The following is a 26,651-nucleotide window of genomic DNA, read 5'->3' as shown; positions in this document are numbered from 1 at the left end:
AGCGGCTGGTCTATTGCGCCCAATTTTATACGGCATGGCGATCGGTCCGCGTCTGAGGACCTGACGCTGAAAGACAAGTTGATTGAATCTAGGGCGTGCGGACATGAAGATTGACAGGAAATTTACGAAACCGGGGCAGGACGCTTATGCGGAACTGGACTTTGTCTCAGCAACGTCTGAGATCCGAAACCCGGATGGCACCATCGTTTTTCGCCTGGACAACATCGAAGTGCCCACGCGCTGGAGCCAGGTTGCCAGCGACGTCATTGCGCAAAAGTATTTCCGCAAAGCAGGCGTCCCGTCCAAGCTGAAGAAAGTTAAGGAAAAAGACGTCCCCGAATTCCTGTGGCGTTCGGTCCCCGCCGATGGCGCAGAAATTGATGGCGAGACGTCTTCGAAGCAGGTTTTTGACCGCCTGGCGGGCGCCTGGGCTTATTGGGGCTGGAAAGGTGGCTATTTCTCGACCGAGGAAGATGCGCGCGCTTACTTTGACGAGATGCGTTATATGCTGGCGACACAGCGCGCCGCGCCGAACAGCCCGCAGTGGTTCAACACCGGTCTGCACTGGGCTTATGGAATCGACGGTCCTGCGCAAGGTCACCACTACGTCGACTACAAAACCGGCAAGCTGACCAAGTCGAAATCCGCTTACGAACATCCGCAGCCGCACGCATGCTTCATCCAGTCCGTTGATGATGATCTGGTGAACGAAGGCGGCATCATGGATCTGTGGGTGCGCGAGGCGCGCCTGTTCAAATACGGCTCGGGGACCGGGACCAATTTCAGCCACTTGCGCGCTGAAGGCGAAGCACTGTCAGGTGGCGGCAAGTCTTCTGGCCTTATGGGCTTTCTCAAGATCGGCGACCGCGCCGCTGGCGCGATCAAATCAGGCGGGACAACCCGTCGAGCAGCAAAGATGGTAATCGTCGATGCCGATCACCCTGACATCGAGAAATTCATCGAATGGAAGGTGATCGAAGAGCAGAAGGTGGCCTCGATCGTTGCCGGATCGAAGATGCACGAGAAGATGCTGAACGGCATTTTCGAGGCCATCCGCTCATGGGATGGTGCGCAGGACGATGCGTATGATCCCAACAAGAATGACAGCTTGAAGAAAGCGGTTCGCGAGGCCAAAAAGGTTGCGATCCCCGAGACTTATATCAAGCGCGTGCTTGATTATGCAAAGCAGGGCCACGATAGCATCGAGTTCCCGACCTACGATACGGATTGGGATTCGGAAGCGTACAGCTCGGTCTCGGGCCAGAACTCGAACAACTCGATCCGTGTGACCAACGCATTCCTGACCGCAGTTGAAAAAGATGCGGATTGGGAACTGATCAACCGGACGGATGGCAAGGTTTCCAAGACCGTCAAGGCGCGCGATCTGTGGGAGAAAGTCGGCCATGCCGCATGGGCCTGTGCTGATCCGGGCATCCAGTTTCATGACACCGTCAACGAATGGCACACATGCCCCGAAGGCGGCGCCATCCGCGGCTCGAACCCTTGCTCGGAATACATGTTTCTCGATGACACAGCTTGTAACCTGGCGTCAATGAACCTGCTGACCTTCCTTAAGGATGGTGAGTTTCAGGCGGCGGACTACATGCACGCTTCGCGTTTGTGGACACTGACGCTGGAAATCTCGGTGACCATGGCGCAATTCCCATCCAAGGAAATCGCGCAACTGTCCTATGACTTCCGCACCTTGGGTCTGGGTTACGCCAATATTGGCGGTCTTCTGATGAACATGGGCTACAGCTATGACTCGGACGAGGGGCGTTCGATCTGTGGCGCACTGACCGCGATCATGACCGGCGTGGCTTATGCGACCTCGGCCGAAATTGCGGGCGAGCTGGGACCGTTCAAGGGCTACGAGCGCAACGCCGACCACATGCTGCGCGTCATCCGCAACCACCGCCGTGCCTCGCAAGGTGTCACCGATGGGTATGAGAAACTGGCCGTGAAGCCGGTGCCTCTGGACCATGGCAACTGCCCGGACAAGCGTCTGATCGATCTGGCGATGTCGGCTTGGGACGAGGCGCTGAGCCTAGGCGAAAAGAACGGATACCGTAACGCGCAAGCCACGGTGATCGCGCCCACTGGGACTATTGGTCTGGTGATGGATTGCGACACGACCGGGATCGAGCCGGACTTTGCACTGGTGAAGTTTAAGAAGCTCGCGGGCGGCGGTTACTTCAAAATCATCAACCGCTCGGTGCCGTCGGCGCTGGAAAAGCAGGGCTATTCCTCGTCTCAAATTGAAGAGATCGTGGGTTACGCGGTTGGTCACGGCACCATCGGCAATGCTCCGGGAATCAACCACACCTCGCTGACGGGTCACGGGTTTAGCCCGAATGAGCTGGCCAAGGTGGATGCCGCGCTGGAAAGCGCCTTTGATATCCGGTTCGTCTTCAACCAGTGGACGCTGGGCGAGGATTTCTGCACCGGCGTTCTGGGCATCCCGGCGACCAAACTGAATGATCCGACCTTCGATCTGCTGCGCCATCTGGGCTTTACCAAAGCGGATATCGACGCGGCCAACGACCACGTTTGCGGAACAATGACGCTGGAAGGCGCGCCGCACCTGAAGGAAGAGCACTATTCGATCTTCGACTGCGCCAACCCGTGCGGCAAGAAAGGTAAGCGTTTCCTTGGGGTTGATAGCCACATCACCATGATGGCAGCGGCGCAAAGCTTCATCTCGGGTGCGATCAGTAAAACGATCAACATGCCGAATGACGCGACCATCGAGGATTGCCAGAAGGCTTATGAGCTCAGCTGGTCGCTCGGTGTGAAGGCCAATGCGCTATACCGTGACGGTTCGAAACTGTCGCAGCCGCTGGCAGCCGCACTGGTCGAGGACGATGACGAGGCGGCAGAGGTTCTGGAAAGCGGCACGGCCCATGAAAAAGCCGTCGTTCTCGCCGAAAAGGTCATCGAGAAGGTTGTCGTCAAGGAAATCATCCGCAGCCATCGTGAGAAACTGCCGCATCGCCGCAAGGGGTATACCCAGAAAGCGATCGTGGGCGGCCACAAGGTCTATCTGCGGACGGGTGAGTTCGAAGACGGCAAGCTGGGCGAAATCTTCATCGACATGCACAAGGAAGGCGCTGGCTTCCGGGCGATGATGAACAACTTTGCCATCGCAGTGTCGGTTGGCCTGCAATACGGTGTGCCGCTGGAAGAGTTCGTCGACGCCTTTACCTTCACCAAGTTTGAACCGGCGGGAATGGTGCAGGGCAACGACTCGATCAAAAACGCGACGTCGATCTTGGATTACATTTTCCGCGAACTGGCCGTGTCCTATCTGGACCGCACCGATCTGGCCCATGTGAAACCCGAAGGTGCAACCTTTGACGATTTGGGCCGCGGCGAGGAAGATGGTCTGTCCAACGTATCAGAGATCAGCGACAGCGCCGCGTCCAAGTCCTTGGAAGTGTTGAAACAAATCAGCTCGACCGGTTATCTGCGCAAACGTCTGCCGCAGGATCTGGTGGTGTTCAACGGCGGCCAACCCGAAGTGAACGGCATGGCAGAACCGGCTGCGCAATTCGAAGCTCCGGTTGCGGAAACTGCCGTTGCCACGGGCATGGACGCACGGACCAAGGCCAAGATGCAGGGGTACGAAGGCGATCCTTGCGGCGAATGCGGAAATTACACGCTGGTGCGTAATGGTACCTGCATGAAGTGCAACACCTGCGGGGCGACCAGCGGGTGTAGCTAAGGAAAACGCCCCGTCAGGCGGGGTGTAGGGATCAGGGTTTCCCCTCGGATGTCCGATCCCGACGAACACGGAGCAAGGCGTTGAGACTTACCAAATACGCCTTGGTCCACTCGGTCGACATGCCCGTGTCGACCGGGAACAGGGTGGGGCGGAATATTTGCTCTTTCCCACTCTCTCACGGGACGGGTGCGCTCGTCCCATGCGACGTCCAGGCCGCAGGCAAACAAAACACCGGGCGGTCAACGAATGGAGCCTGGATGGCGAAACTGACAGGGGGCTTCGGCCCCCTTTCTTTTTGCCCCTCCGAGTCGGTGAATTAGGCAGCGCCTTGCCGGAACGGCACAGGCGCATCGGGCAAGAACCGCCGAAACATGGATTGTACGTTTCGCCCAGCGGTTGATTGCAGACGCGACTCGGACAAACACGCGGAGAATGGCGCGAAACAAGGCGTGTTGCTGGGTTGGGGTGACGGCGTTCATCGGTTTGGTGTCTGTGGTGCCTGTCCGGACGAAAACACACACAAATACCACTTAGGAGGCATCACAATGAAACCGCAAAACCTGGCAATCATTTCCGCATTCGTATTGGGCCTGCCGGCGATGGCTGCTGCGCAGTCCTCGGCGGACACCAACGGCGACGGAGTTCTGACCATAGAAGAGGTTCAGGCCGTTCTGCCCGAGGTTGACGCCGATGGTTTCTCGGCGATGGACGCCAACGGCGACGGGTCGCTGGACGCAGATGAAATTGCCGTCGCGCAGGAAGCAGGGTTGCTGCCGCCCAGCAACGGCTAAAATCGCGACGACATCGGCGGCCCGTTCCCCCACGGGCCGCCGTATTTCAATGGGTTACGCCGGCAAGTAAATGTTGAATTTGCTGCGTAACTCGGCATCCAAAAGCGGATCGAATCTGGCCGGAGACGGCGTCGCAAGGATCTCTTCCTTCCGTTTCACGGCCTTTTCGATCAAATCGGGTTTGCCAATTTCCACCCATTCTTTCGGGGACGACCGGTCGCCAAAAGTCGGGTAGACATAGTCCGCCTGCATGCGGCTCAGCGTTGCATCGGTTCCCAGATAGTGACCCGGTCCGCCGATACAGACTTCGGCCATCTGATCCAGTGCCAGCGTTTCGTCCGTCACTTCGATGCCACGTACACAGCGTTGCGCTTGCCCGATTAGATCATCGCTGAGGATCAGGCTTTCATGGCAGAATCCCAGCAGCGAGGCATGCATGCCTGCGGACTCATACACCATGTTCAAACCCGAAAGCCCGGCCATGACGTTCGAGCACATCTGCTCCCACCCGGCTTGCATGTCGGGCAGTTTCGCATCCGATGCACCGGCGGCTGCGCCGCCCGGCAGGTCGTAGAAGTGGTGCATTTGGGCGCAGCCCGCTGTCAGGAGCGCTTGTTCGCCAGACCCGATGGACATCGCACCTGTACGCAGATCAAGGCCAAAAGGCCAAGTGCCAAAAATCGCGGGAGCGCCTGGACTTACGGCGTTTACATAAACCAACCCGGCCAGGCATTCGGCGGTGGCCTGCGCAATAGCACCAGCGATTGTCGAAGGCGCGGTGGCGCCGGCCATTCCGGCCGATAGCAGCAGAACGGGCATGCCCGCTTTGATGCATTCCTCCATGACTTCGCAGCTTTCGGTTGCGAATTTCATCGGCGGAACAACAAAGCAGTTCGAGTTCGACATAAAGGGCCGTTCACGCCACTTATCCTCGCCACCAGCGATCATGTGCAGCATCTCGATCGCGGGGGCAACATGGCTGGGTTCGGTGAAGGACGTGCCGATATGTTTGAACGTTCCTGACGTGGTGGCGTAGACCGTGTTCAAATCCATCTCGAGGTTGTCGGCGATGTCGCGGCACACCATCGGGCGCTGAACAAAGTGAATGTTTTCAAGTTGTTCACAGATTCGGGACGCGTCGTGCAGGTCTTGAAGTGTCGAATCCCGGTATTCCTGCCCGTGAACATCAACCATGCTGACAGCCGCGCCGGCAGTACCAAAGTGGACGCGGTTGCCCGACAGTTCCAGATCGGAGTTGCCATCTCTTGAATGCAATGTGACCGAGCGATTGGCCTTGGCGATTGTGTCTTCGACCAAGGCGCGGGGGAAGCGGATACGCCCGTCGTCACCCAAGATACAGCCAGCGCCGACAAGATAGTCGATCCCGCTCTGTGGGGCGTCCGCCAGACCAATGGTTTCCAGCGCGGTCAGCGCGGCTTGGTGGATACGCTCGATCTGCGCCGGGGTTAGCACCTTCAGCATGCCGCCCTCCATGCCGGGGCGGATCGGGCGCAGATGTTCGGGCAGCGCTGTGGCACGGGCCGCACGGCGCGCGGCACGACCGCCGCTGCGCGATGAATTTCGGGTTTGTTCGTTCATAATTTAAGGTCCGGTCGAAAAAGTACGTTCAGGGTGAGTGTACTCAGACCACAACCGGCCGCCCACGCGCGGCACGCCCGCGATCCGCACCAATGGTACGGCTGATCAGGCGAATCTTCCAAACGTCACTTTGCATGCGGGTCCTCAATTGGTGATGCGAACTCTCTCAATACGAGGGCGCACAATCTGTCCTGTTTGCGACCTGAGGGGCCAAAAACGAAGCGTTGTGCCTTGTCGGCATCACGTTCTTGCCGTGGGGTAAAGTTTTTTCCCGAATGTGGGAAAATCTGTTAAGGTTCTATCACTTATTTAAGAGTGGTCCGTGATCTCAATGGATTTTTAACGATTGCAGACCAAGTTTTATGTGATGAAGCCCATCGTTTGGTGGGCGCGCTGCAAGGAATTTTGGAGAGGTTGATGAAAGCCCTGATGGCCCTCATGACCACTTGCCTGACAATCGGCACTGCACCGGTGTATGCAGAGGATTGGACGGGGGCGTATGCGGGCTTCAGCTTTGGTTATGCGGATGTTGATGGCCCAAATAATTCTGGCGGAAACGACACGACTTTTGGCCCGCTTGTCGGTTATGACCATGACTTCGGTAATTTCGTTCTTGGCGGTGAGCTGGAATACAATCGACTTTCTCTGGATCTGGGGCAGGGTGAAGGCAGCGTGGACAGTCTGACCCGCCTTAAGTTGCGCGGGGGTTATGATTTCGGACCGGCCTTGGGTTATGTCGTCGTGGGCGCGGCCCGATTGGATGCGTCACCGGAAAATGACACCGCCGCAGTGTACGGCATCGGAATTGCCTATCCCATCGGCGACAGTTTCGTCATAAGCGGTGAGGCCTTGCGTCAGGATTTTAACGACGTCACACGAAGTCAGGGCGATATTGACGCCAACGTGTTCAACCTGCGTACAACCTTCCGATTTTGAGGCCGTCTATTCTGCCGCGTGACTTTCCGCCAGAACGGCGGCGAAATTGCAAATCGTTCTCAGTGCTGCAGCAAAGCGGTCGTCATCAATTGTCATCGCAACGCGCACGTGTCCTGCCGCCGCAGTGCCAAAACTTTCACCGGGCATGACGGCAATTGCGTGTGTATCCAGCAATGCGTTGGCAAATGCCTCACCGCTTAGCCCCGCTGCGCGGATGTCCAGCATCAGGTACATCGCACCCTGTGCCGGCACGAGGCCAATGGTGTTCTGGGTGGCAAGAATCTCGACCGCCAACGCGCGACGACGCCGGAACGGAGCTGCGATTTCCTCTTCAAGATCATGACCCGCGCTCAAAGCAAAACTGGCGGCATCCTGAATGAACCCGGGCACGCCGTAAGTTGTGTGCGTTGCCAGATTGATGAGATGGGCGATCACCTCCTCGGGGCCGACCACCCAACCGCATCGGGACCCGGTCATTGCGTGTGACTTGGACATCGAACCAACGACCAAAGTACGCTCGGCCATTCCGGGCAGCGTACGTGGTGAGATATGCTCACCTTCCCAGACCTGCGTGTCATAAACCTCATCCGAGATCAGCCACAGGTCGCGGTCACCGCAAACACCTGCGATACCGTTCAGCGTCTCGCGCGAGTACACGACGCCAGTGGGGTTGTTCGGGCTGTTGATCAACAGCGAAACCGCACCATCTGCCGCCACATCGATCTGTTGCGCGCGCGGCTGGAATGCATCCGCGGCGGTTGTCTGGATCGCTCGGGCTGTCGCACCGGCGCCCCGGATCGTGCCGGGGTAAGTCGCGTAATAGGGATCGAGATACAGACCGACATCACCGGGATTGCACACCGCCACGTGGGCAGCGAAAAGGGCAGATTGGCCGCCCGGGGTGATCAGCACGTTGTTTCGGCTTGTCTTCTGACCAGTGCGGGCCTGAATGCGCGCCGCAACGGTATCGCGCAGCAAATCCGACCCGGGCACCACAGCGTAGCCGGTGTTTCCCTGACGTGCCGATAGATCCATGGCATCCAGAATGGTCGGATGCGTGCGAATGTCATGCTCACCAATGGTGAGTTCAGTAATGACGTGCCCTTCGCTGATCATCCGGCGCGCACGGTAAAATACATCCCACCCATCACTGCCACCTCCGGTCAGATGAGTGATACGCTGCGACAGTTTCATGGCACGCTCCGATCTTGTCTTCAGCGCAGAATGGGCCAGAGGCATTGGAAAATGTCAATCAGCTTCGTGGGGGCAAAGTGGACTGCACTTTTTTCGTCAGGGAAGACCGCACCAGATCGTAGGATGTGGCCAGCCGATGACGCATCTCATCCTCGTCACAGTCAAACGGCAGGCGGATCCAGCTGCGATGAAAATAGGGGGCTTTGGTACCGACGCCTGCTTCGATCAGCATCTGAGCTGTCTCGATATCAGGCGTTTTGACGGACACGCCATCGTTGGCGGTGCCGATGCAGGCAAACATCTTGCCGCCAACCTTCCAGGCATCATGGCCTCCGCCCCAAGGGTCGGAAAGGTCAGCGCCTGGAAACGTGCGGCAGATGGAATTGACAAATTCTCGGCTCATGGTCGAAAGGGTGCGTCACCTTGAGATTGAACTCAAGTCTTGGCTGAACGCGTTGTCCATGCTAGGGGAAGGACATGAACCGTATGACCTGCATCATTATCTGCTGCATTACCTGCTGATTTATCAAGCGGGCCGGTTTCTTTCGTTTTCATCCCTGAGACAAGTTGCTAAGCCCGCGCCAACGCGACACGCTTTGCCGTTCTTAGGAGCCGACCGATGACGACGATCAAACTGCACAACACACGGACACGGACGAAAGAGGATTTCGTTCCGATCGATCCTGAAAACGTGCGGATGTATGTCTGCGGACCCACGGTTTATGACCGCGCCCATCTGGGCAATGCGCGGCCCGTAGTGGTTTTCGACGTGCTCTATCGGTTGCTGCGCCATGTCTACGGCGCGGATCACGTGACCTATGTGCGCAATTTCACCGACGTGGATGACAAGATCAACGCGACCGCGCTGGCGCGTCAGAAAGCGGGCGCTGAGGGCACGCTGGAGCAGTTGGTGCAGGAAAGGTCGGATGAAACCATCGGCTGGTATCTTCATGACATGGGCGGGTTGGGCGCGATTGAGCCTGACGAGATGCCGCGGGCGACTCAGTACATCGCGCAAATGGTTGCGATGATTGAGGATTTGATCGCGAAGGGTCACGCCTACGCAGCCGAAGGGCACGTTTTGTTCGCGGTTGACAGCTGGAAGGAACACTACGGCGCTTTGTCTGGTCGGTCGGTGGATGACGTGATCGCCGGTGCCCGGGTTGAGGTTGCGCCATACAAGCGGAACCCGATGGATTTCGTGCTGTGGAAGCCCTCGACCGATGAGTTGCCGGGGTGGGACTCGCCTTGGGGTCGCGGTCGTCCGGGGTGGCACATCGAATGCTCGGCCATGAGCTATGAGCTGCTGGGCGAGAGCTTTGATATTCACGGTGGCGGAAACGACCTGATGTTCCCGCACCATGAAAACGAGATCGCCCAGAGCAAATGCGCCCATCCGCACGGTGAGTTCGCGCAATACTGGTTGCACAATGAGATGTTGCAGGTTGAAGGCAAGAAGATGTCCAAATCACTGGGCAACTTTTTCACGGTGCATGATCTTCTTGAGCAGGGCGTGCCGGGTGAGGTGATCCGGTTTGTCTTCTTGCAGACGCATTATCGCAAACCGATGGACTGGACTGAGAAAAAGGCCCGTGAGGCTGAGGCGACGCTGCGCAAGTGGCGGGCGCTGACAGCGGGCATCGAGCCCGCCGCCAGCGCTGCACCCGCAGTCGTTGCTGCGCTAAGCGATGACTTGAACACGGCAGGTGCTTTGACGGAGTTGCACCGTTTGGCGGCGGATGGTGATGCGGCCTCGTTGCTGGCGGGTGCTCAGCTACTTGGTTTGTTGTCGCAAGAAATGGGTGCTTGGGCTGATACGGCTTCGGTGGATCTTTCATCTCATGCAGACAGATTGTCTGATGCGCGGGCGAGTGCAATGCAGAGCAAAGACTTCTCGGAAGTCGATCGCCTAAAGGCAGCTTACCTGGCCGCTGGTCTGGAAGTACGAATGAGCAAGGATGGGGTCGAACTGGTTCCGGGCACAGGGTTCGATGCGGCCAAGCTGGAGGGCGTATGATGACCAAAGAACGCCTCTACCTCTACGACACTACTCTGCGCGATGGGCAGCAGACACAGGGTGTGCAGTTCTCGACCGCTGAGAAGGTGCAGATCGCGCAGGCTCTGGACGAGTTAGGCGTAGACTATATCGAGGGCGGCTGGCCGGGGGCGAACCCGACGGATAGTGCGTTTTTCGATGCAGCTCCCAAAACGTCGGCCTGTTTGACCGCCTTTGGGATGACCAAACGGTCGGGCCGGTCGGCAGAGAATGACGATGTTCTGGCGGCGGTGATGAACGCGGGTACGCGGGCTGTGTGTCTGGTTGGTAAGTCGCACGATTACCACGTGACCCATGCGCTTGGCATCTCGCTTGAGGAGAATGTCGAGAACGTCCGTGCCTCGGTTGCGCATATCGTGGTGCAGGGGCGCGAGGCGCTGTTTGATGCCGAGCATTTCTTTGATGGCTACAAGGACAATCCAACCTATGCGCTTGAGGTTTGTCGGGCCGCGATGGATGCCGGTGCGCGCTGGGTTGTTCTGTGCGACACCAATGGCGGCGCTTTGCCCGCAGAAGTGTCTCGGATTGTGTCCGAGATGGTCGCGGCGGGCCTGCCGGGGGACCGGCTGGGTATCCATACCCACAACGATACGGAAAACGCGGTGGCCTGTTCTTTGGCGGCTGTCGATGCGGGCGCGCGGCAGGTTCAGGGAACCTTGAACGGATTGGGAGAGCGTTGCGGAAATGCGAACCTGACCTCATTGATCCCGACGCTGCTTCTGAAAGAACCTTATGCATCGAACTTTGACATCGGCGTCAGTGTCGAGGCCCTGGCGGGTCTGACCCGCGTCAGCCGCATGCTGGACGAGATCCTGAACCGGGTGCCCAGCAAACAATCGGCCTATGTCGGGGCGTCCGCATTTGCGCACAAGGCTGGGCTGCATGCCAGCGCGATCCTTAAGGACCCAACGACCTATGAACATGTGGATCCGGCGTCGGTTGGGAACACACGGATCATTCCGATGTCGAACCAGGCGGGGCAGTCGAACCTGCGCCAGCGCTTGATCGAGGCCGGTTTGTCGGTCGAACCCGGTGACCCGTCCCTGGGCCGTATCCTCGAACGGATCAAGTTGCGTGAGGCGGAAGGTTATTCCTACGACACCGCGCAGGCCAGCTTTGAGTTGCTGGCGCGGGACGAACTGGGTCAACTGCCTCAATTCTTTGAGGTAAAGCGGTACAAGGTCACCGTTGAACGGCGCAAGAACAAGTACAACAAGATGGTCAGTTTGTCTGAGGCCGTTGTTGTGGTGAAGGTCGATGGTGAAAAGAAACTGTCGGTCAGCGAGTCTCTGGATGGGTCCGGCGGTGACCGGGGTCCGGTGAACGCGCTGGCCAAGGCGCTGGCCAAGGATCTGGGGCAGTATTCGCGGATATTGGATGATATGCACTTGGTCGACTTCAAGGTACGTATCACGCAGGGCGGCACCGAGGCCGTGACCCGCGTCATCATCGATAGTGAAGACGGGCAGGGGCGCCGGTGGTCCACCGTCGGCGTCAGCGCGAACATAGTCGATGCCTCGTTCGAGGCGTTGCTGGATGCGATCCAATGGAAACTCGTGCGCGATTGCGGCCCACAGTCGGCAGTCGCCGAGTGAGTGCTCCATTTGACGATGACGTCAAGGCCTGTGCCGCGCTGTTACACAAGGCCGATCCCGACCGGTTCATGGCGGCCATGGCGGCCCCGGTTTCCGCACGGGCGGTGTTGTTTCCGATCTATGCGCTGAACATCGAAGTTGCCCGGGCACCCTGGGTGACGCAAGAACCGATGATTGCCGAGATGCGCCTGCAATGGTGGCGCGATGCTTTGCAAGAGATTGCCGAAGGTCCAACCGTGCGTCGGCATGAGGTCGTCACACCGCTGTCGCGTGTCCTGTCCCCTCATCTTGCGTCGATGATGGATGAATATGTGGCCGTAAGGCGTTGGGATATTTATCGCGACCCATTCGAGGACGAAGATCATTTCGACGCGTACATAAACCACAGCGCGGGCACGCTCACGGTGGTAGCGGCACAGGCGCTTGGGTCGGCGGATGAGGATGTCTTGCGGGACTTTGCCTATGCCGTTGGGGTCGCCAATTGGTTGCGCGCCATCCCGGACCTTGAAGCGCGCGGGCGAATCCCGCTGCTGGATGGCACGCCTGCGGGTGTTCAGCGTCTGGCCGAAAAAGCGTACGGGCGGTTGAAACGGGCACGCACTCAGCGACACTCGGTTTCGGCAAAAGCTGCTGCCGCGTTGCATGCCGGTTGGCAAACTGAATTGGTTCTAAAGCAGGTCATTGCGCGGCCGGACAGGGTCGCCTCTGGAACCCTTGGGCCGGGTGAAATCCGCCGCCGCCTGTCACTGATGGTGCAGGCGGCAACGGGGCGCTGGTAGTTACTCCCAGCCGCCGGCGCGCATTTCGGCCGAGATTTTCAGCTGCACCAAGTCTGACGTTCCCGGGGCAAACATCCCGACGCCATACTCGCTGCGCAAAAGCTGGCCAGCGGCTTCGACGCCAACCCAGTCACCTTTGTAATAATCAAAAAATCCGGCAAGTGGATGTTCGCCCATGAAGGTCAGGTCGATCTCAAGCGTTGCGGGCTTGGTCTGATCCTTGATTGTTAAATCTCCGATCATTTGCAGGGTGCTTGCACCGGTTTGCACCGCCGAGGTCGAGACGAATTTGATGTTTGGGTACGCCTCGACGTCGAAGAAATCACCGCTTTTGAGGTGATCGTTGAGCGGCCCCCAACCGGTTTCGACACTTGAGGCGTCGATTGTGATATCCGCGCTGGTTGCGGTGACATTTTCAGGGTCAAACTCGACCGTGCCGGATACGGCGGTCCATTCGCCGGATTGTTCGGTCAGTCCCGCGTGGTTGTAGTAGAACCGGATTTCGGTGTGACTTTGATCAAAGTGATAGGTTTCGGCAAGGACTGGTGTGGCCAGTGCCAAGACGAGGGCAGATGCGGTAAACAGCTTCATGACATTTCTCTGATTTGCAGGGTTGATAATTAACATGTAAATGCATCTAAATTGATGAGCAAAGGAAAACCACAATCCTCGCGGAGGCGTGATGAGCGGATTTGAAGAACGAGAGGCGGCCTGGATCGCTCTGAACCAGACACGCACCCGGATCTTTTCCCGGGCTGAGCGCGCGCTGGTGGCAGCGGGATATCCACGGCTGCACTGGTATGACGTGTTGTGGGAGTTGGAACGAGCACCAGACGGCCTGCGACCTAAACAGCTGGAGCAACAGCTGCTGTTTGATCAGTCCAGCTTTTCCCGTCAGGTCGCACGGATGGCGGAGGACGGATTGTTGACGCGCCATGCTGCAGCGGGGGACGGACGGGGAAAAATCCTGCGCATTACCGAAAAAGGCCGTACCCTGAGACGGCAGATGTGGGATATCTACCGCATGCACATTGATGAGGGGATCGCCGAGGCACAGAGATTAGGTGCCTTTGCACCGATACTGAACATTAACGATTAGGCCGTTCGGGGCCGCATCGTCAGCCACAAAAGCGCGCCGCCCGCCAAAGTCAGAAGGGGGATCATCGCGACGTTCACCGCGGTCCAACCTTCAATCGGAGAGCCGCCAGAACAGTTCATCAGCCCTCCGGAAGCCAGTGAGGCAAACGTGACGCCACCAAACACCAGCAAGTCGTTCAACCCCTGCATGCGTCCGCGCTCGCTGACGTCATGAGATTCAGCCAACATGGTGGTTGCGCCGATAAAACCAAAGTTCCAGCCGATGCCCAGCAGGATCAGCGCGACAAAGAAATTACCCAGCTCAACGCCCTGTAAAGCAACCACTCCGGCCGCGGCAAGAATGAGTAGGCCCAGTGCCACGATCCGTTCGACCCCAAAACGTGCGATCAACTGTCCGGTGAAAAAGCTGGGAATGTACATCGCCAACACGTGGCTGGTGACGACATCCGCCGCGTCATTGGCGCTGAACCCGCAGCCCACGACGGCCAGCGGTGTCGACGTCATCACAAGGTTCATCAGCGCGTAGGACACCATGGCGCAGATGATTGCAACCGCAATACGCGGCGTTTTCAGAAGCTCGATCCGGGACCGACCTTTGGGGGCATCAGCGGCAGGTTTGGGCGGGGTCGGGATGTCGAGAAAAAAGAACAGGGCCGAGCCAATGACGTTCACTGCGATGACAGCGATATACGTTCCGAGAAAAGGGATGACATACGCGGTCGAGGTCAGTTTGACGATCTGAGGCCCGATGATTGCCGCTGCCAGACCGCCCGCCATGACATAGGAAATCGCTTTGGGACGGAAATCGTCCGATGCGGTGTCAGCGGCGGCAAAGCGGTAGAAACCGTGCGCGCTCATGTAGATGCCGGTCAGCAGGCTGCCAGCAAGAAACACAGGGAATGATCCCAGAAACAAGCCATAAGCGCCGACAAGCCCGCCGCAAGCACCTGCCGTCGCGCCGACCAGAAATCCAGCCCGGCGACCCCACCGTTGCATGATGGCCGAGATCGGCGTCGCCGCCAGCATTGAGCCAAGCACGATCAAAGATATGGGGAGAGTCGCCAGGCAGGGATTGGTCGCCAATGACTGCCCGGCCAACCCACCGACGATAAAGATCATCGGCATCTGTGCGCCCAGCAGGGCCTGCGCAGCCACCAGAACGGCGACATTGCGTTTGGCCAGACTGTTGTCCGGGGTTGTGGCGGTCATGGTCATGAGCACATGCGTAATGGCGAAAACGATTGTGCACAAGCGGGTTGCATCTGCGGCAAAGCGGCCTAACGTGCAGTCGATCATCGAGGCCGGAGAGCACATGTCCGTTGGACGGATCATAGAAACACCCGACTGTGTGGAAGAAGGCGCGACATGGCTGGCCGAAAGCTGCCCGCGCATGGCCTATGCGATGGAACAGACCGGTCCGTTGCCCTTGCGCCGTCGCCCGGACGGGTTTGCGCAACTGCTTAGCGCCATAGTCAGCCAGCAGGTGAGTGTGGCCTCGGCCAATGCGATCTGGAACCGGTTGAAGGATGCGAAACTGACCGGCCCGCGCAAAATCATGTGGGCCACCGACGATGATCTGCGTGCAGTTGGGTTAAGCCGGCAAAAAATTCGCTACGCCCGCGCTTTGGCTGAGGCGCGCATTGACTACAAAGCCTTGCGGGACGTTTCAAACGATGACGTGGTGGCGATCCTGACCGAGGTGTCGGGTATTGGCGTCTGGACGGCCGAGATTTATGCGATGTTTTCGCTCGGTCGCGCTGACGTGATAGCGCCGGGCGATCTGGCGCTGCAAGAGGCCGCGCGCATCTTATATGATTTGCCCGACCGGCCTACCGACAAACAGCTGCGCCAGATGGCCGAGGCCTGGTCGCCCTGGCGGTCGGTTGCGGCGCGGGTTTTGTGGGCCTATTACCGGGTGGCAAAAGAACGAGAAGGGATCAGATGACACGGGTTTTGAATGCGCTCCGAAAAGAGCCGGTTTCGGGCGATACACGCTCGGTCGTGGTGTTCGTGCACGGCTATGGCGCCAACGGGGCCGATTTGCTGGGGTTGGCCGATCCGCTGGGGGAACATCTGCCCGACACGTTGTTTGTGTCACCCGATGCGCCGGAACAGATCCCCGGAATGCCCAACGGATATCAGTGGTTTCCGATCCCGTGGATTGACGGGTCGTCCGAAGAAGAAGCACGCCGTGGCATGGAAATGGCCGTTGAGGATTTCAACGCCTTCCTGGATGCCCTGATGGTGGATGAAGATGTGCTGCCCGAACAGGTGGTTCTGTTTGGGTTCTCGCAAGGTACGATGATGAGCCTGTACGTCGCCCCGCGCCGCGAAGACCCGGTGGCTGGGGTCGTTGCCTTCTCGGGCCGGTTGTTGGAACCGGATCTGCTGCCCGACGAAACCGTCAGCCGGATGCCCATCCTTCTGGTGCATGGCGATGCCGACGACGTCGTTCCGCCACAGTCGTTGCCCGAAGCTGCCGAAGCGTTGCAGGCAGCAGATTTCAAAGAAGTTTATGCGCATGTCATGAAAGGCACCGGCCACGGGATTGCCCCGGACGGTCTTAGCGTTGCGCTGGCCTTTATGCGCGACAAGCTGAGCCTGTAGCGATGATCGCGGTCCGTCCCTTGATGCCTGAGGACGTGGCAGTTGTCTGCCAAATTCTCAACGAAATCATAGCCATCGGCGGGACGACCGCGTTTGAAGCACCGTTTTCTGAGGCGCTGTTTGCCCAAGTCTACCTGAATGGTGCAGACAAAATCTGTTGCCACGTTGCCCTTGATGAACAGGGCGAGGTGGCCGGGTTTCAATGGCTTGGCACGAATGAGAACCTGCCGGAAGATTGCGCGGATATAGCGACTTTCACCCGGCGAGAGCCGGTGTTGAAAGGGGCAGGGCGGGCGTTGTTCTCTGAAACCGCGACCTATGCCGCGGCCCTTGGGTTCAGCGCGCTCAACGCGACGATCCGGGCCGACAACCGGCAGGGACTTAGCTATTATGACAAGATGGGTTTCCGCGACTACTCGGTCACATATGCTGTTTCTCTGCAAGACGGAACGCCAGTCGACAGGATTTCGAAACGGTTTGAATTGAAGAAGGAAACGACATGCTGATTGTCACCGGAACGGTTGAAGTGTCGCTAGATAGTGTCGACAAAGCCATTGAGGCCGCTCAGAAAATGGTCGCCGAGACTGTGAAAGAGCCCGGCTGCCTGATCTATGAATTCAGCCAGATACTCGGGCAATCCAACAAGTTCCGCGTGTATGAAGAATGGCAGGATCAGGCCGCGCTCGAGGCGCATTTCGCTGCCCTGCATATGGCCGAGTTTCAGGCTGTTCTGGGCGAAGTGGGCGTTGTTTCGAGCGACATCTACCGGATTGTCGGGGGAGAAAAACAACCGCTGCGCTAGGGTCTCAGTCCCACAGGTGACCTTCAGCGAATTCTACCGAGTTCCCGGCGGGGTCCCGAACATACAGCGATCGTGCCCCGCTTGGCCAATCGAACTCGGCGTCTATGGGGATGTTCCACTCCAGCAGATGCTTGCGCATTTCGTCTATCTCTGTCCGCGATAAAGTCATGCAGACGTGACCGGGCCCGCGTGCGCCATGCGGTGGGACCGGCAGGTTCGGATTTTCCGGCGGTTTTGCCGTCTCATCAGCGTTGAACAGCAACAACACCGATCCGCCGACACGGAAAAATGCATGCCGGTTCGCGACGCGTTGAATACACTCTAACGCCAGTATTTCACCATAGAATCGTTCAGCCGCGTCCAGATCGCCAACATAAAGCGCGGCCTCAAGGATCCCCTCTGGGGATGGTGTGCTTCGGGTGACTTTCATGCCTTAACCCTATCACAAAAGGACGTTTTTGTCACCTGCGCGGTCGGCGGTCCCGTTTGCGCTTCGGTGCGGAATCCAATGTAGGAGCTGTCAGGCTGTCCCATTGACCGGGCGCCAATCCCTCTAGCGTATAGTCCCCGATCCGAGCGCGGATCAGGCGCAGGGTGGGATGGCCGACCGCTGCCGTCATGCGTCGAACCTGCCGGTTGCGGCCTTCGCGCAAGGTCAGCTCAATCCAGCTGTCCGGTACTGTTTGGCGTACGCGGATAGGTGGGTTTCGTGGCCATAGGTCTTCGGGCTCATCCATCAACCGGGCCTTGGCCGGGCGCGTCGGTCCGTCCTTCAGATCAATCCCGTCGCGCAGAGCCTTCAGGGCGGCAGCATCGGGTGAACCTTCCACCTGAACCCAATAGGTTTTGGGCATCTTGTGCTTGGGGTCCGATATTTGCGCCTGCAGCCGGCCGTTGTCAGTCAGCAGCATCAAGCCCTCGCTGTCGCGATCCAGCCGCCCAGCCGGATACACACCGGGCAGGTCGATGAAATCCGACAAAGTGCTGCGCGGCGTCTCTGCATTTGCGCGGTCGGTAAACTGCGGCAACACATCGAAGGGTTTGTTGAATCGTATGAACCAGCTCATGACCTCGCCATAGCCTGCCGGACACAGCGAATGCAACCTGTGGATAACTGTCACGTCTTTGTTACGGAGCAGGCATACTCAATACCCGAGATGTTGTGGAAACTCAGGGCTTGTCAGAGTTTTAACACGATATATAGTTAAGTTAAGGCCGGGGCGGGTGTTCCCCGCTCTGGTGTCAATAACGGGCAGAGCAGAGCGAGGAGCGATTCCGATATGGACGGAGAATTCAGGACCGAATTTGTCAGGGAACCGGGTGCCCTAAAGCACCATCCGGCATTGGTTTTGAACGCCGATTATCGCCCCTTGTCCTATTACCCCTTATCCCTGTGGCCCTGGCAAGAAGCGATCAAGGCGGCCTGGCTGGACAGGGTGGACATCGTGGCCGAATACGACGAGGTCGTCCGAAGCCCCAGTACCGAGATCCGAATACCATCGGTCGTTGTCCTGAAAGACTATGTAAAACCCAGAAAGCGCGTGGCCTTCACGCGCTTTAATTTATTTTTAAGGGACGAGTTCCGCTGCCAGTATTGTGGAAGCCGGGACAACCTGACCTTTGACCATGTTGTTCCGCGGGCTGCCGGGGGTGTGACCAGTTGGCAGAACGTTGTGGCGGCGTGCAGCCCCTGCAACCTGAGGAAGGGATCGAAGTCGCTGCGGCAGGCGGGCATGTCGCTGCGCAAACCGCCGCGTCAGCCAGATGCCGAGGCACTGCGAAACATCGGACGCAAGTTCCCCCCGAACCACCTGCATGACAGTTGGATCGACTTTCTGTATTGGGATGCCGAACTGGACGCGTAGTAACGTTTATTTTGCGCGGAACGCGGCCAGCCAGACCAAAACCAGGCCAGCAGATAGCAGAGCGTTCCACCCGGCCATCGACAGGCCAAACATCTCCCACGGGATATCATCACAGCGCACAAGTGGCGCGGACATGATCTGATCCATCAATTCTTCAGCGGACAACCCGCCAATATCACCCGACGTGCAGCTGGTTGGACCTTCCCACCATTTCTGCTCGACACCTGCGTGGTACATGCCAATCCCCGCAGTCAGCATCGCAGCAACTGCGCCCAAAAGGGGCAGGGGGCGGATGCCCGGAAAGGCGAAGGCCAACACGCCAATCAGAACGGCCGCGCCGTGGGGATAGCGTTGCCAGATGCACATTTTGCAAGGGGCCATTCCGCCCAGGTGCTGAAACGCCCAGGCGCCTAACAACAGTGCGGCGGAACCGCCGGCCGCAATCAGGATCAACAGTTTTTTGCGTGTCATAAGAACTTCACCGCTAAGAACCCACCGAACAGCAGGATGACAAATAGAGTGAACATAAGCCCCAGACGCTTTTCGATGAAGTTGCGAATGGGTTCACCAAAGCCCCAAAGCAGTCCGGCAACAATAAAGAACCTGAGTGCGCGGGCCAAAATCGACGTGGCGATGAATGTGCCCAGCGGCATGCCCGTCCACCCGGACATGATGGTGATTACCTTATACGGAAATGGGGTAATCCCTGCGCCCAGCACGGCCCAGAATCCGAAATCGTTAAACTTGGTGTTGAACTCTTCCATGGCATGCGCCTTACCCATGGATTCGAGGATGGGTTGGCCGATGCTTTCATAGAAGAACGCGCCGATCGCATATCCCAGCATGCCTCCCAGCACCGACGCCACCAGGGCAACGGTCGCGATCAGCCAGGCGCGTGACGGGCGTGCAAGAATCATGGGAATCATCAGAACGTCCGGGGGAATCGGAAAGAACGAGCTTTCGACAAATGCCACAATGGCCAGAGCCCATAGCGCGTGCGGGTGTTCGGCCAGACGAATGGTCCAGTCATAGAGCGATCGCAACATCAGATGCTAAAATCCCGTTCTCTTGTTGCGTCAGCCAAACCATGCGCCTGATGGGGCGTCAACCGTGCCTGAAGAAAACAAACTGAATATCGGTTGTTTTTTGCCTCTGGACCTTCCCGAATATGAAGGCTAATCCAGTGTTCGTGGCCCAAGTGGCGGAATGGTAGACGCAGGGGATTCAAAATCCCCCGGTAGTGATACCGTGCCGGTTCGAGTCCGGCCTTGGGTACCAAAGTAAAAACAGAGGGTTAGGGGAACCTGCTCTCTGTTTTTTCTTTTCTGACGTTTCGAATGCTCATGTTGCCACTTTTGGCCGGTGTATCGAAAATGTCGGGGTTTTGACGGTCCTTGGAAAGCTTGGCGACAATCTGAGTTCCGGATTGTGCGCGCAGTTTCATCGGGCAAGTTTTCTAGCAAACTAAGGAAAAAGCGAACAGACTAGGGTTGTTCAGGGCGAATCTGTTCCCAGTTTCTGCGCTCACTTACTGCGTCTCAGGATCAGCCACGCCAGAAACCCAACATAGGCGAAAACGCTTAGGTTCAGTGCGGTGTCGATCAGTTGGCCACTCATGATCGGTCCTCCTGCGCCAGACGTTTGAACAGACAGACAACAAGAATTGGCACGATAAACACGAAGGCGATGGCTGACAGCGCTATTATGGACCTTACCAGAGAGATATCGCCCACCAGAATCATCGCCATCCCTAACGCGCCAAGGATAATGCCCCAGATTGTACGAATTCGGGGAGAGGGGTTGTCGTCGCCTCCGGTCCCTATCATCGCAAGGGTGAACCCGGCGCTGACGACGCTGGTGACCACGAACAGGAATGCGGCCAGGATTGTTGCCATTCGTGTGATACCGTCCAGCGGGAAGCGCTCAAGCAACGCAAATGTTGTTGCGTCAAGGTTCTCTGCATTGACGGCTGATAAGGCTCCGTCCTGACGCAAAGCATCGAAAAAACCCAAGCCGCCAAAAACGCCGAACCACAGGATAGAGAACAGTGTAGGGGTGACGACGACTCCGATCAGAAACTCTCGGATCGTGCGTCCGCGGGAAATCCGGGCGATGAAAATGCCCACGAAGGGTGACCAAGCCAGCCACCAGATCATATAGTTCAGCGTCCAGCCGTGGAACCAGTCGACCAACAGGTCGTCGAAGAATTCTGCAGTCGAGAATCCTGCTGGCAGGACATCGAACAGATAGCGTCCGAATCCCGAAACGATGCCATCCATCAGATAAGATGTGGGACCCAGCACCAGAAGATAGACCATCATCCCGACGGCGATCAGCATTGCTGCGTTGGACAGCAGGGCCATTCCGTCGCCCAGATCGCGACGCAACGGAATGATGAACGCAATACAAAGCGCGGCAAAAACGGGTAGGGTCAGGACACTGGGCGACTGGATTCCCAGCAAACCTGCCAGCCCGGTCTGGATCTGAAATACCCCCATTGCCATTGAGCCCGCCAACCCGACGGCAATTGCGACGATCGAGAGCAAGTCGAAAACCCACCCCAGCGCTTTTGTCCATCCTGCTTCGCCAAGTGCGTCGGTGACTGGGGCACTCAGTAACAAAGTGCGATTTCGGCGATAGGCAAAATAGGCGATGACCAATCCGACGATTCCGTAAATCGCCCAGGCGTGGAACCCCCAGTTCAAGTAGGTCACGAACATCGCATAACTGGCCGCTTTTGCGTCGCTATTATATTGACGCAGCACTTCGTAGTGGGTCAGCGGCTCGGCTGCGCCATAGAACAGTAGACCGACACCCATTCCTGCGGCGAATAACATCGCGATCCATGCGGTCGTTGAAAACTCTGGTTCGGCTGTGTCAGGGCCAAGGCGGATATCTCCAAATCGTGACAGGGCCAGAAAGAGGACCACAAACAAAAGCCCGCTGACCTCAAGCATGATGAACCAGCCGCGGCTGTTGAATTGCGTCTCAACCGCCGATGCAGCAATGCGACCCAGGCCTTGCGGGTCAGCAATGCCCCAGATTGCGATGGCCGCACTAAGGGCTAGGGCGATCACAAGCATCGGACTGGGTGATTTGCCGTCCACTGTCCAGAGCCCTTCCGCGTAAATTCATGAAACATCGGGTCGTTTAGCCAAGCCTAGGTTGCGGAATCCAAACTTTCAAAGTGTTTTTGGATATTTAGCTGGCGCGGTTTTTCATGATCCGACCCAGTGATGCCGATCTGTGCGAAACCGCCCCGTTAAAGGGGGAAACTTTCGGAAATCTCCTCACATCTGCGGATCGGGGCCTTCATACCCCGCGCAGGGGTTGACAAGCGGAGTGTCTGAATGAAACGTCAAAGGCGTTGGGAGACTTTTAAATTTCAGATGCTTGACCCGTTGCAAGACGGGTTCGCTTGCCGTACCGGCAAGGTCCCTGGATGGGGGCCGCTGAACTGTCTCTCATCCACAATAAGAGTTGGGAGTTCTCAAAAATGAAAAATAGCAGCAAGCTTAGCCTGGGCGCGGTCGTTACCGCAGCTCTTATGGCTCCGGCCGCTTATGCAGAAGAGTTTATCACCATTGGTACCGGCGGTGTGACCGGAGTGTACTATCCGACTGGTGGCGCGATCTGCCGTCTGGTGAACAAAGGCCGCAAAGAGCACGGCGTGCGTTGCTCGGTAGAGTCGACTGGTGGTTCGGTCTACAACATCAACACCATTCGCGAAGGCGAGCTGGAGTTTGGTGTTGCCCAGTCGGACTGGCAGTACCACGCGTATAACGGCAGCTCGAAATTCGAAGAGGCTGGCCCCTTTGAAAACCTGCGCGCCGTCTTCTCGGTACACCCCGAACCGTTCACCGTTGTTGCACGTGCCGATTCCGGCATCACCAACTTCGAGGACCTGAAGGGCAAGCGCGTCAACATCGGTAACCCCGGTTCCGGTCAGCGCGGCACGATGGAAGTCCTGCTGGGCGAAATGGGTTGGACCACCGACGATTTCGAACTGGCGACCGAGCTGAAAGCGGCTGAACAGTCGGCGGCTCTGTGTGACAACCAGATCGACGCGATGGTTTACACCGTTGGTCACCCGTCGGGCTCGATCCAGGAAGCGACTACAGCCTGTGACTCGGTTCTGGTGAACGTCAGCGGCGACGCCGTCAGCAAGCTGGTAGACGACAACTCGTTCTACCGTACCGCAACAATCCCCGGTGGCATGTACCGTGGTTCGGATGGCGACACCTCGACCTTTGGTGTGGGCGCGACGTTCGTGACCTCGGCAGACGTGTCGGATGACGCGGTTTATGCGGTTGTCAGCTCGGTCTTCGAGAATTTCGACGACTTCAAAAAGCTGCACCCTGCATTTGCCAACCTCAAGCCCGAAGAGATGATTGCAGATGGCCTTTCGGCTCCGCTGCATCCGGGTGCCGAGAAGTACTACAAAGAAAAAGGCTGGGTTCAGTAAGCCAGACCTAAAGCAGGGTGCCCAACGGGCGCCCTGCAACCAAAACCCGAACAAATCGGGTGGTTCAGAAGGCCAAAAATGGCCGCGACGGGGAGACAATTCATGAGTTCCGACACACAATCCAATCGTCCGCTATCCGAAGAAGAGCTACAGGATCTTGTAGCCTCATCCGATGCGGGCGGACGTAATCCGGTCGGTAATGTCGGAGTTTTTCTGGCCGTTGTGGCCGCGATCTGGTCGATCTTTCAGGTCATCCTGGCCTCGCCTCTGGCGAACTATGTGCTGCCCGGCAGCGTTGTGAACAACGCGCGGCAGTTTCACCTGGCCTTTGCGTTGTTTCTGGCCTTTGCAGCCTATCCGGCGTTGAAATCAAGCCCGCGCAACTATATCCCGGTTCAGGATTGGATCATGGGGTTGCTGGGCGCGTTTGTCGCGCTGTATGGCTATTTCTTTTACAACAAGATCGTCGATGCAGGCGGTCTTGCGGATGACACCGACAAATGGGTCGCCCTGGTTGGTCTGCTGTTGTTGTTCGAGGCCGCGCGTCGTGCGCTTGGCCCCGCAATGGCGATCATTGCGACGATCTTTCTAGTATATGTGTTTTTCGGATCCTCTGATTGGGTTCCCGAGGTTATTCGCTGGAAAGGCGCAAGCCTGAAAAAGGCGATGAGCCATATGTGGATCACGTCCGAGGGCGTGTTTGGTATCGCGCTTGGGGTTTCGACCAAATTCGTCTTCCTGTTCGTTCTGTTTGGGGCCTTGCTGGATAAGGCCGGGGCAGGGAACTACTTTATCAAGATGGCCTTCGGTGCCTTGGGGCACCTGCGCGGTGGCCCAGCCAAAGCCGCTGTTGTCGGTTCGGCCGCGACCGGCCTGATCTCGGGTTCGTCCATCGCCAACGTTGTGACCACCGGTACGTTCACCATCCCGCTGATGAAACGCGTTGGGTTTAGCAGCGAACAGGCCGGATCGGTCGAGGTTGCCTCATCCGTGAACGGACAGATCATGCCGCCCGTGATGGGGGCCGCGGCCTTCTTGATGGTGGAATATGTCGGCATTTCATATGTCGAGGTGATCACCCACGCCTTCCTGCCAGCGGCGATCTCTTACATCGCTTTGGTCTACATCGTGCACCTTGAGGCCGTGAAGCGGAACATGCCCACGCTGGGCGACCGCGACGTAAAGCTGGCGCGCACAGTTGTCGGTATGTTGTCCTTCTTCCTGGTCTTTGCCGGGCTGTGCTACGGTTCTCAATTCCCGGTCGAAGCGGTGACAAACTGGGTGCCGTCATCGGCTGGGCTGGTCCTCAGCCTGATCATCTGTGCCATCTATGTGGCACTGCTGTATCTGGCCGCTCAGGTGCCGGATCTTGAGCCGGACGATCCAAACGCCAAAGAAGTGACCTTGCCGGTCATTGCCGACATCTACAAAGCTGGGCTGCACTACTTGTTGCCGATTATCGTGCTGGTCTACTTCTTGATGATCGAGCAGAAGTCACCGGGTCTGTCGGCTTTCTGGGCCACGACGCTGCTCTTCGTGATCCTGCTGACGCAGAAGCCGCTCAAGGCGATATTCCGCGGGCAAAGCAACGTCTACAACACGTTCATTGATGGTGTCGCAGACCTTTGGCAGGGCATGATCGACGGCGCGCGGAACATGATTGGTATCGCGCTGGCAACGGCAACAGCCGGCGTCATCGTGGGCACTGTGACGCTGACTGGTGTCGGACAAGTGATGGCCGACCTGGTTGAGTTCCTGTCAGGCGGCAACCTGATCCTGATGCTGATTATGGTCGGACTGCTGAGCCTGATCCTGGGCATGGGCTTGCCAACAACCGCGAACTACATCGTTGTCAGTTCGTTGATGGCTGGCGTGGTTGTTGAACTGGGTGCGCAAAGCGGACTTATTGTGCCACTTATCGCCGTGCACCTGTTCGTCTTCTACTTTGGGATCATGGCAGACGTGACCCCGCCGGTTGGATTGGCAAGCTTTGCGGCCGCCGCAGTATCCGGTGGTGACGCAATCAAAACCGGGTTCATCGCGTTCTTTTACAGCCTGCGCACCGTGGCCTTGCCGTTCGTGTTCATCTTCAACACCGACTTGCTATTGATTGATGTGACGTGGGTCGAGGGGATAACGGTGGCGATATTTGCGACAATCGCCATTCTCGTCTTCACGGCCGGGACAATGGGGTATTTCCTGACCCGCAGCCGGATCTATGAAAGCGTCGCGCTGATCCTGGTGGCGTTCGCGCTGTTCAGGCCTGACTTCTTCATGAACCGCATCGCGCCACCGTTTACCTCGGTCGAGCCGGCGGCGTTTGTGGAGACCATCGGCGAAACACCTCCGGGTACCGAGGTGCGAATGGTCATCAGCGGGCCAGACTTTGACACGCTTGAGATGACGGACACGACGGTTGTTGTTCCCGTTGGCAGCGAAGAGGGTGGGCAAGCGCGTGTCGACGCAATGGGCCTGCTGCTGCTTGAAGAAAACGGGCTGGTCAAACTGGAAGAGCCGCTGTTCGGAACTCCGGTCGCGGATGATCTGGATATCTTCGATTACTACGGAGATGAGGCCGTCCGTCTGACCTCGGTCAGCTTGCCAGCCAGCCAGCCACCGAAACAGTTGATCTACATTCCGGCAATGCTCTTGCTGGGACTGATCGCTTTCCTTCAGCGCGGCCGTGCCGCCAGACAAGAGGTGATCGCATGACAAACGCTGTGCTCTGTGCCGTCGATATCAGCAACGGCGATCTTGATACGCATGTCCTGAAGAAAGCTGCGAAGCTGGCCGATCAGGAAGGTGCTCAACTGGATGTGGTGACGGTCCTGCCGGATTTCGGTGAAAGTTGGGTGTCTGGCTTTTTCGAAAGTGATTTTCACGACAAGGCGCTGGAAGAGGCACATTCCAAACTGGCCGAGATGTGTGTGTCCACACTGGGGGCAGATCGGAATGAAAAGATCCGCCATGTGGTCGCGACAGGTACTGCCTATCAGGAAATCCTGAAAACTGCAGAAGGCGCCGGCAGCGATCTGATCGTGATCGGTGCGCACAAACCCGACTTGAAAGACTATCTGCTGGGCCCGAATGCTGCACGGGTCGTGCGGCATTCAGACGTCTCTGTCTACGTGGTGCGCTAA

General features: G+C 57.7%; 25 protein-coding genes and 1 tRNA gene. 16 read left to right on the top strand and 10 right to left on the bottom strand.

Annotated features, from left to right (window positions below; genetic code table 11):
• Nucleotides 1–103: 103 nt before the first annotated feature.
• A complete protein-coding gene (locus AC2FIB_RS03965) occupies nucleotides 104–3,724 on the top strand; it encodes a vitamin B12-dependent ribonucleotide reductase (protein WP_496841750.1) in 3,621 nt (1,206 codons plus the stop codon).
• A gap of 545 nt (nucleotides 3,725–4,269) precedes the next feature.
• Complete coding sequence (locus AC2FIB_RS03960; RefSeq protein ID WP_496727154.1) at nucleotides 4,270–4,515, top strand: EF-hand domain-containing protein; 246 nt, start codon at nucleotides 4,270–4,272, stop codon at nucleotides 4,513–4,515.
• A 54-nt stretch (nucleotides 4,516–4,569) separates the two neighbouring features.
• Here the strand turns inward: AC2FIB_RS03960 and AC2FIB_RS03955 are convergent, their stop codons facing one another.
• A complete protein-coding gene (locus AC2FIB_RS03955) occupies nucleotides 4,570–6,114 on the bottom strand; it encodes a trimethylamine methyltransferase family protein (RefSeq protein ID WP_496733357.1) in 1,545 nt (514 codons plus the stop codon).
• A 417-nt stretch (nucleotides 6,115–6,531) separates the two neighbouring features.
• On the opposite strand from AC2FIB_RS03955, the gene AC2FIB_RS03950 reads away from it, so the two are divergent.
• Nucleotides 6,532–7,050: an outer membrane protein gene (locus AC2FIB_RS03950; protein WP_282118362.1), complete on the top strand. Its 519-nt coding sequence runs from the start codon at nucleotides 6,532–6,534 to the stop codon at nucleotides 7,048–7,050.
• Between the two features lie 6 nt (nucleotides 7,051–7,056).
• Here the strand turns inward: AC2FIB_RS03950 and AC2FIB_RS03945 are convergent, their stop codons facing one another.
• Together AC2FIB_RS03945 and AC2FIB_RS03940 are read right to left on the bottom strand one after the other, a co-directional pair.
• Nucleotides 7,057–8,244, bottom strand: a complete 1,188-nt coding sequence (locus AC2FIB_RS03945; RefSeq protein WP_496841749.1) for a pyridoxal phosphate-dependent aminotransferase — start codon at nucleotides 8,242–8,244, stop codon at nucleotides 7,057–7,059.
• A gap of 58 nt (nucleotides 8,245–8,302) precedes the next feature.
• The gene (locus tag AC2FIB_RS03940) at nucleotides 8,303–8,647 is read right to left on the bottom strand and encodes an MmcQ/YjbR family DNA-binding protein (protein WP_472723838.1); all 345 of its coding nucleotides are present in this window, start codon (nucleotides 8,645–8,647) and stop codon (nucleotides 8,303–8,305) included.
• Between the two features lie 216 nt (nucleotides 8,648–8,863).
• On the opposite strand from AC2FIB_RS03940, the gene cysS reads away from it, so the two are divergent.
• Genes cysS through AC2FIB_RS03925 form a run of 3 tightly spaced genes read left to right on the top strand, consistent with a single transcriptional unit; the run spans nucleotide 8,864 to nucleotide 12,674 of the window.
• A complete protein-coding gene (gene cysS / locus AC2FIB_RS03935) occupies nucleotides 8,864–10,261 on the top strand; it encodes a cysteine--tRNA ligase (RefSeq protein ID WP_496841748.1) in 1,398 nt (465 codons plus the stop codon).
• On the top strand, nucleotides 10,261–11,895 hold the full coding sequence (cimA, locus tag AC2FIB_RS03930) for a citramalate synthase (protein WP_496733352.1): 1,635 nt from the start codon (nucleotides 10,261–10,263) through the stop codon (nucleotides 11,893–11,895). The genes cysS and cimA overlap by 1 nt, the downstream gene beginning before the upstream one ends.
• Nucleotides 11,892–12,674, top strand: a complete 783-nt coding sequence (locus AC2FIB_RS03925) for a squalene/phytoene synthase family protein (RefSeq protein ID WP_496733350.1) — start codon at nucleotides 11,892–11,894, stop codon at nucleotides 12,672–12,674. Before cimA ends, AC2FIB_RS03925 begins: the two co-directional genes overlap by 4 nt.
• Here AC2FIB_RS03925 and AC2FIB_RS03920 read toward each other — a convergent pair whose 3' ends face one another.
• Entirely contained in the window at nucleotides 12,675–13,265 is a 591-nt protein-coding gene (locus tag AC2FIB_RS03920) for a YceI family protein (protein WP_496727145.1), read from the bottom strand.
• 91 nt (nucleotides 13,266–13,356) lie between these two features.
• Between AC2FIB_RS03920 and AC2FIB_RS03915 the strand changes: the two genes are divergently transcribed.
• The gene (locus tag AC2FIB_RS03915; protein ID WP_496733349.1) at nucleotides 13,357–13,773 is read left to right on the top strand and encodes a MarR family winged helix-turn-helix transcriptional regulator; all 417 of its coding nucleotides are present in this window, start codon (nucleotides 13,357–13,359) and stop codon (nucleotides 13,771–13,773) included.
• On the opposite strand, the gene AC2FIB_RS03910 is transcribed toward AC2FIB_RS03915, so the two are convergent.
• The gene (locus AC2FIB_RS03910; protein WP_496727185.1) at nucleotides 13,770–14,987 is read right to left on the bottom strand and encodes an MFS transporter; all 1,218 of its coding nucleotides are present in this window, start codon (nucleotides 14,985–14,987) and stop codon (nucleotides 13,770–13,772) included. The genes AC2FIB_RS03915 and AC2FIB_RS03910 overlap by 4 nt on opposite strands.
• Before the next feature lie 97 nt (nucleotides 14,988–15,084).
• Between AC2FIB_RS03910 and AC2FIB_RS03905 the strand changes: the two genes are divergently transcribed.
• The 4 genes from AC2FIB_RS03905 to AC2FIB_RS03890 are packed head-to-tail and all read left to right on the top strand — an operon-like array spanning nucleotide 15,085 to nucleotide 17,181.
• Nucleotides 15,085–15,717 carry a DNA-3-methyladenine glycosylase family protein gene (locus AC2FIB_RS03905; protein WP_282151577.1) on the top strand — a complete coding sequence of 211 codons (633 nt, stop codon included), beginning with the start codon at nucleotides 15,085–15,087 and terminating at the stop codon, nucleotides 15,715–15,717.
• A complete protein-coding gene (locus AC2FIB_RS03900) occupies nucleotides 15,714–16,379 on the top strand; it encodes an alpha/beta hydrolase (RefSeq protein WP_496727142.1) in 666 nt (221 codons plus the stop codon). Before AC2FIB_RS03905 ends, AC2FIB_RS03900 begins: the two co-directional genes overlap by 4 nt.
• A 2-nt stretch (nucleotides 16,380–16,381) precedes the next feature.
• Entirely contained in the window at nucleotides 16,382–16,885 is a 504-nt protein-coding gene (locus AC2FIB_RS03895; protein ID WP_496841747.1) for a GNAT family N-acetyltransferase, read from the top strand.
• The gene (locus AC2FIB_RS03890; protein WP_496733346.1) at nucleotides 16,879–17,181 is read left to right on the top strand and encodes a putative quinol monooxygenase; all 303 of its coding nucleotides are present in this window, start codon (nucleotides 16,879–16,881) and stop codon (nucleotides 17,179–17,181) included. Before AC2FIB_RS03895 ends, AC2FIB_RS03890 begins: the two co-directional genes overlap by 7 nt.
• 4 nt (nucleotides 17,182–17,185) lie before the next feature.
• Here the strand turns inward: AC2FIB_RS03890 and AC2FIB_RS03885 are convergent, their stop codons facing one another.
• Together AC2FIB_RS03885 and AC2FIB_RS03880 are read right to left on the bottom strand one after the other, a co-directional pair.
• The gene (locus tag AC2FIB_RS03885) at nucleotides 17,186–17,611 is read right to left on the bottom strand and encodes a VOC family protein (RefSeq protein ID WP_282151275.1); all 426 of its coding nucleotides are present in this window, start codon (nucleotides 17,609–17,611) and stop codon (nucleotides 17,186–17,188) included.
• Between the two features lie 31 nt (nucleotides 17,612–17,642).
• Nucleotides 17,643–18,248 (bottom strand): rRNA large subunit pseudouridine synthase E, encoded by a 606-nt coding sequence (locus tag AC2FIB_RS03880; RefSeq protein WP_496733344.1) that lies wholly within the window; start codon nucleotides 18,246–18,248, stop codon nucleotides 17,643–17,645.
• Nucleotides 18,249–18,461: 213 nt separating this feature from the next.
• Between AC2FIB_RS03880 and AC2FIB_RS03875 the strand changes: the two genes are divergently transcribed.
• Nucleotides 18,462–19,046 carry an HNH endonuclease gene (locus AC2FIB_RS03875; protein WP_058278012.1) on the top strand — a complete coding sequence of 195 codons (585 nt, stop codon included), beginning with the start codon at nucleotides 18,462–18,464 and terminating at the stop codon, nucleotides 19,044–19,046.
• Nucleotides 19,047–19,052: 6 nt separating this feature from the next.
• Here AC2FIB_RS03875 and AC2FIB_RS03870 read toward each other — a convergent pair whose 3' ends face one another.
• Nucleotides 19,053–19,517, bottom strand: a complete 465-nt coding sequence (locus AC2FIB_RS03870; RefSeq protein ID WP_496733343.1) for a disulfide bond formation protein B — start codon at nucleotides 19,515–19,517, stop codon at nucleotides 19,053–19,055.
• Nucleotides 19,514–20,092, bottom strand: a complete 579-nt coding sequence (locus AC2FIB_RS03865) for a YqaA family protein (protein ID WP_058271720.1) — start codon at nucleotides 20,090–20,092, stop codon at nucleotides 19,514–19,516. Before AC2FIB_RS03865 ends, AC2FIB_RS03870 begins: the two co-directional genes overlap by 4 nt.
• Nucleotides 20,093–20,238: 146 nt before the next feature.
• On the opposite strand from AC2FIB_RS03865, the gene AC2FIB_RS03860 reads away from it, so the two are divergent.
• Nucleotides 20,239–20,324: transfer RNA gene (locus tag AC2FIB_RS03860), tRNA-Leu, on the top strand.
• Nucleotides 20,325–20,659: 335 nt separating this feature from the next.
• Here AC2FIB_RS03860 and AC2FIB_RS03855 read toward each other — a convergent pair.
• Complete coding sequence (locus AC2FIB_RS03855; protein ID WP_496733342.1) at nucleotides 20,660–22,153, bottom strand: BCCT family transporter; 1,494 nt, start codon at nucleotides 22,151–22,153, stop codon at nucleotides 20,660–20,662.
• 389 nt (nucleotides 22,154–22,542) lie between these two features.
• Between AC2FIB_RS03855 and AC2FIB_RS03850 the strand changes: the two genes are divergently transcribed.
• The 3 genes from AC2FIB_RS03850 (at nucleotide 22,543) to AC2FIB_RS03840 (ending at nucleotide 26,651) form a co-directional block, all read left to right on the top strand.
• Entirely contained in the window at nucleotides 22,543–23,511 is a 969-nt protein-coding gene (locus AC2FIB_RS03850) for a TAXI family TRAP transporter solute-binding subunit (protein WP_058271718.1), read from the top strand.
• A gap of 102 nt (nucleotides 23,512–23,613) precedes the next feature.
• Nucleotides 23,614–26,223 carry a TRAP transporter permease gene (locus AC2FIB_RS03845; protein ID WP_496733341.1) on the top strand — a complete coding sequence of 870 codons (2,610 nt, stop codon included), beginning with the start codon at nucleotides 23,614–23,616 and terminating at the stop codon, nucleotides 26,221–26,223.
• Nucleotides 26,220–26,651, top strand: a complete 432-nt coding sequence (locus tag AC2FIB_RS03840) for a universal stress protein (RefSeq protein WP_496733339.1) — start codon at nucleotides 26,220–26,222, stop codon at nucleotides 26,649–26,651. The genes AC2FIB_RS03845 and AC2FIB_RS03840 overlap by 4 nt, the downstream gene beginning before the upstream one ends.

Source organism: Ruegeria sp. YTSA072 (genome assembly GCF_059610285.1).
This window is presented reverse-complemented; position numbering and strand designations above follow the sequence as displayed.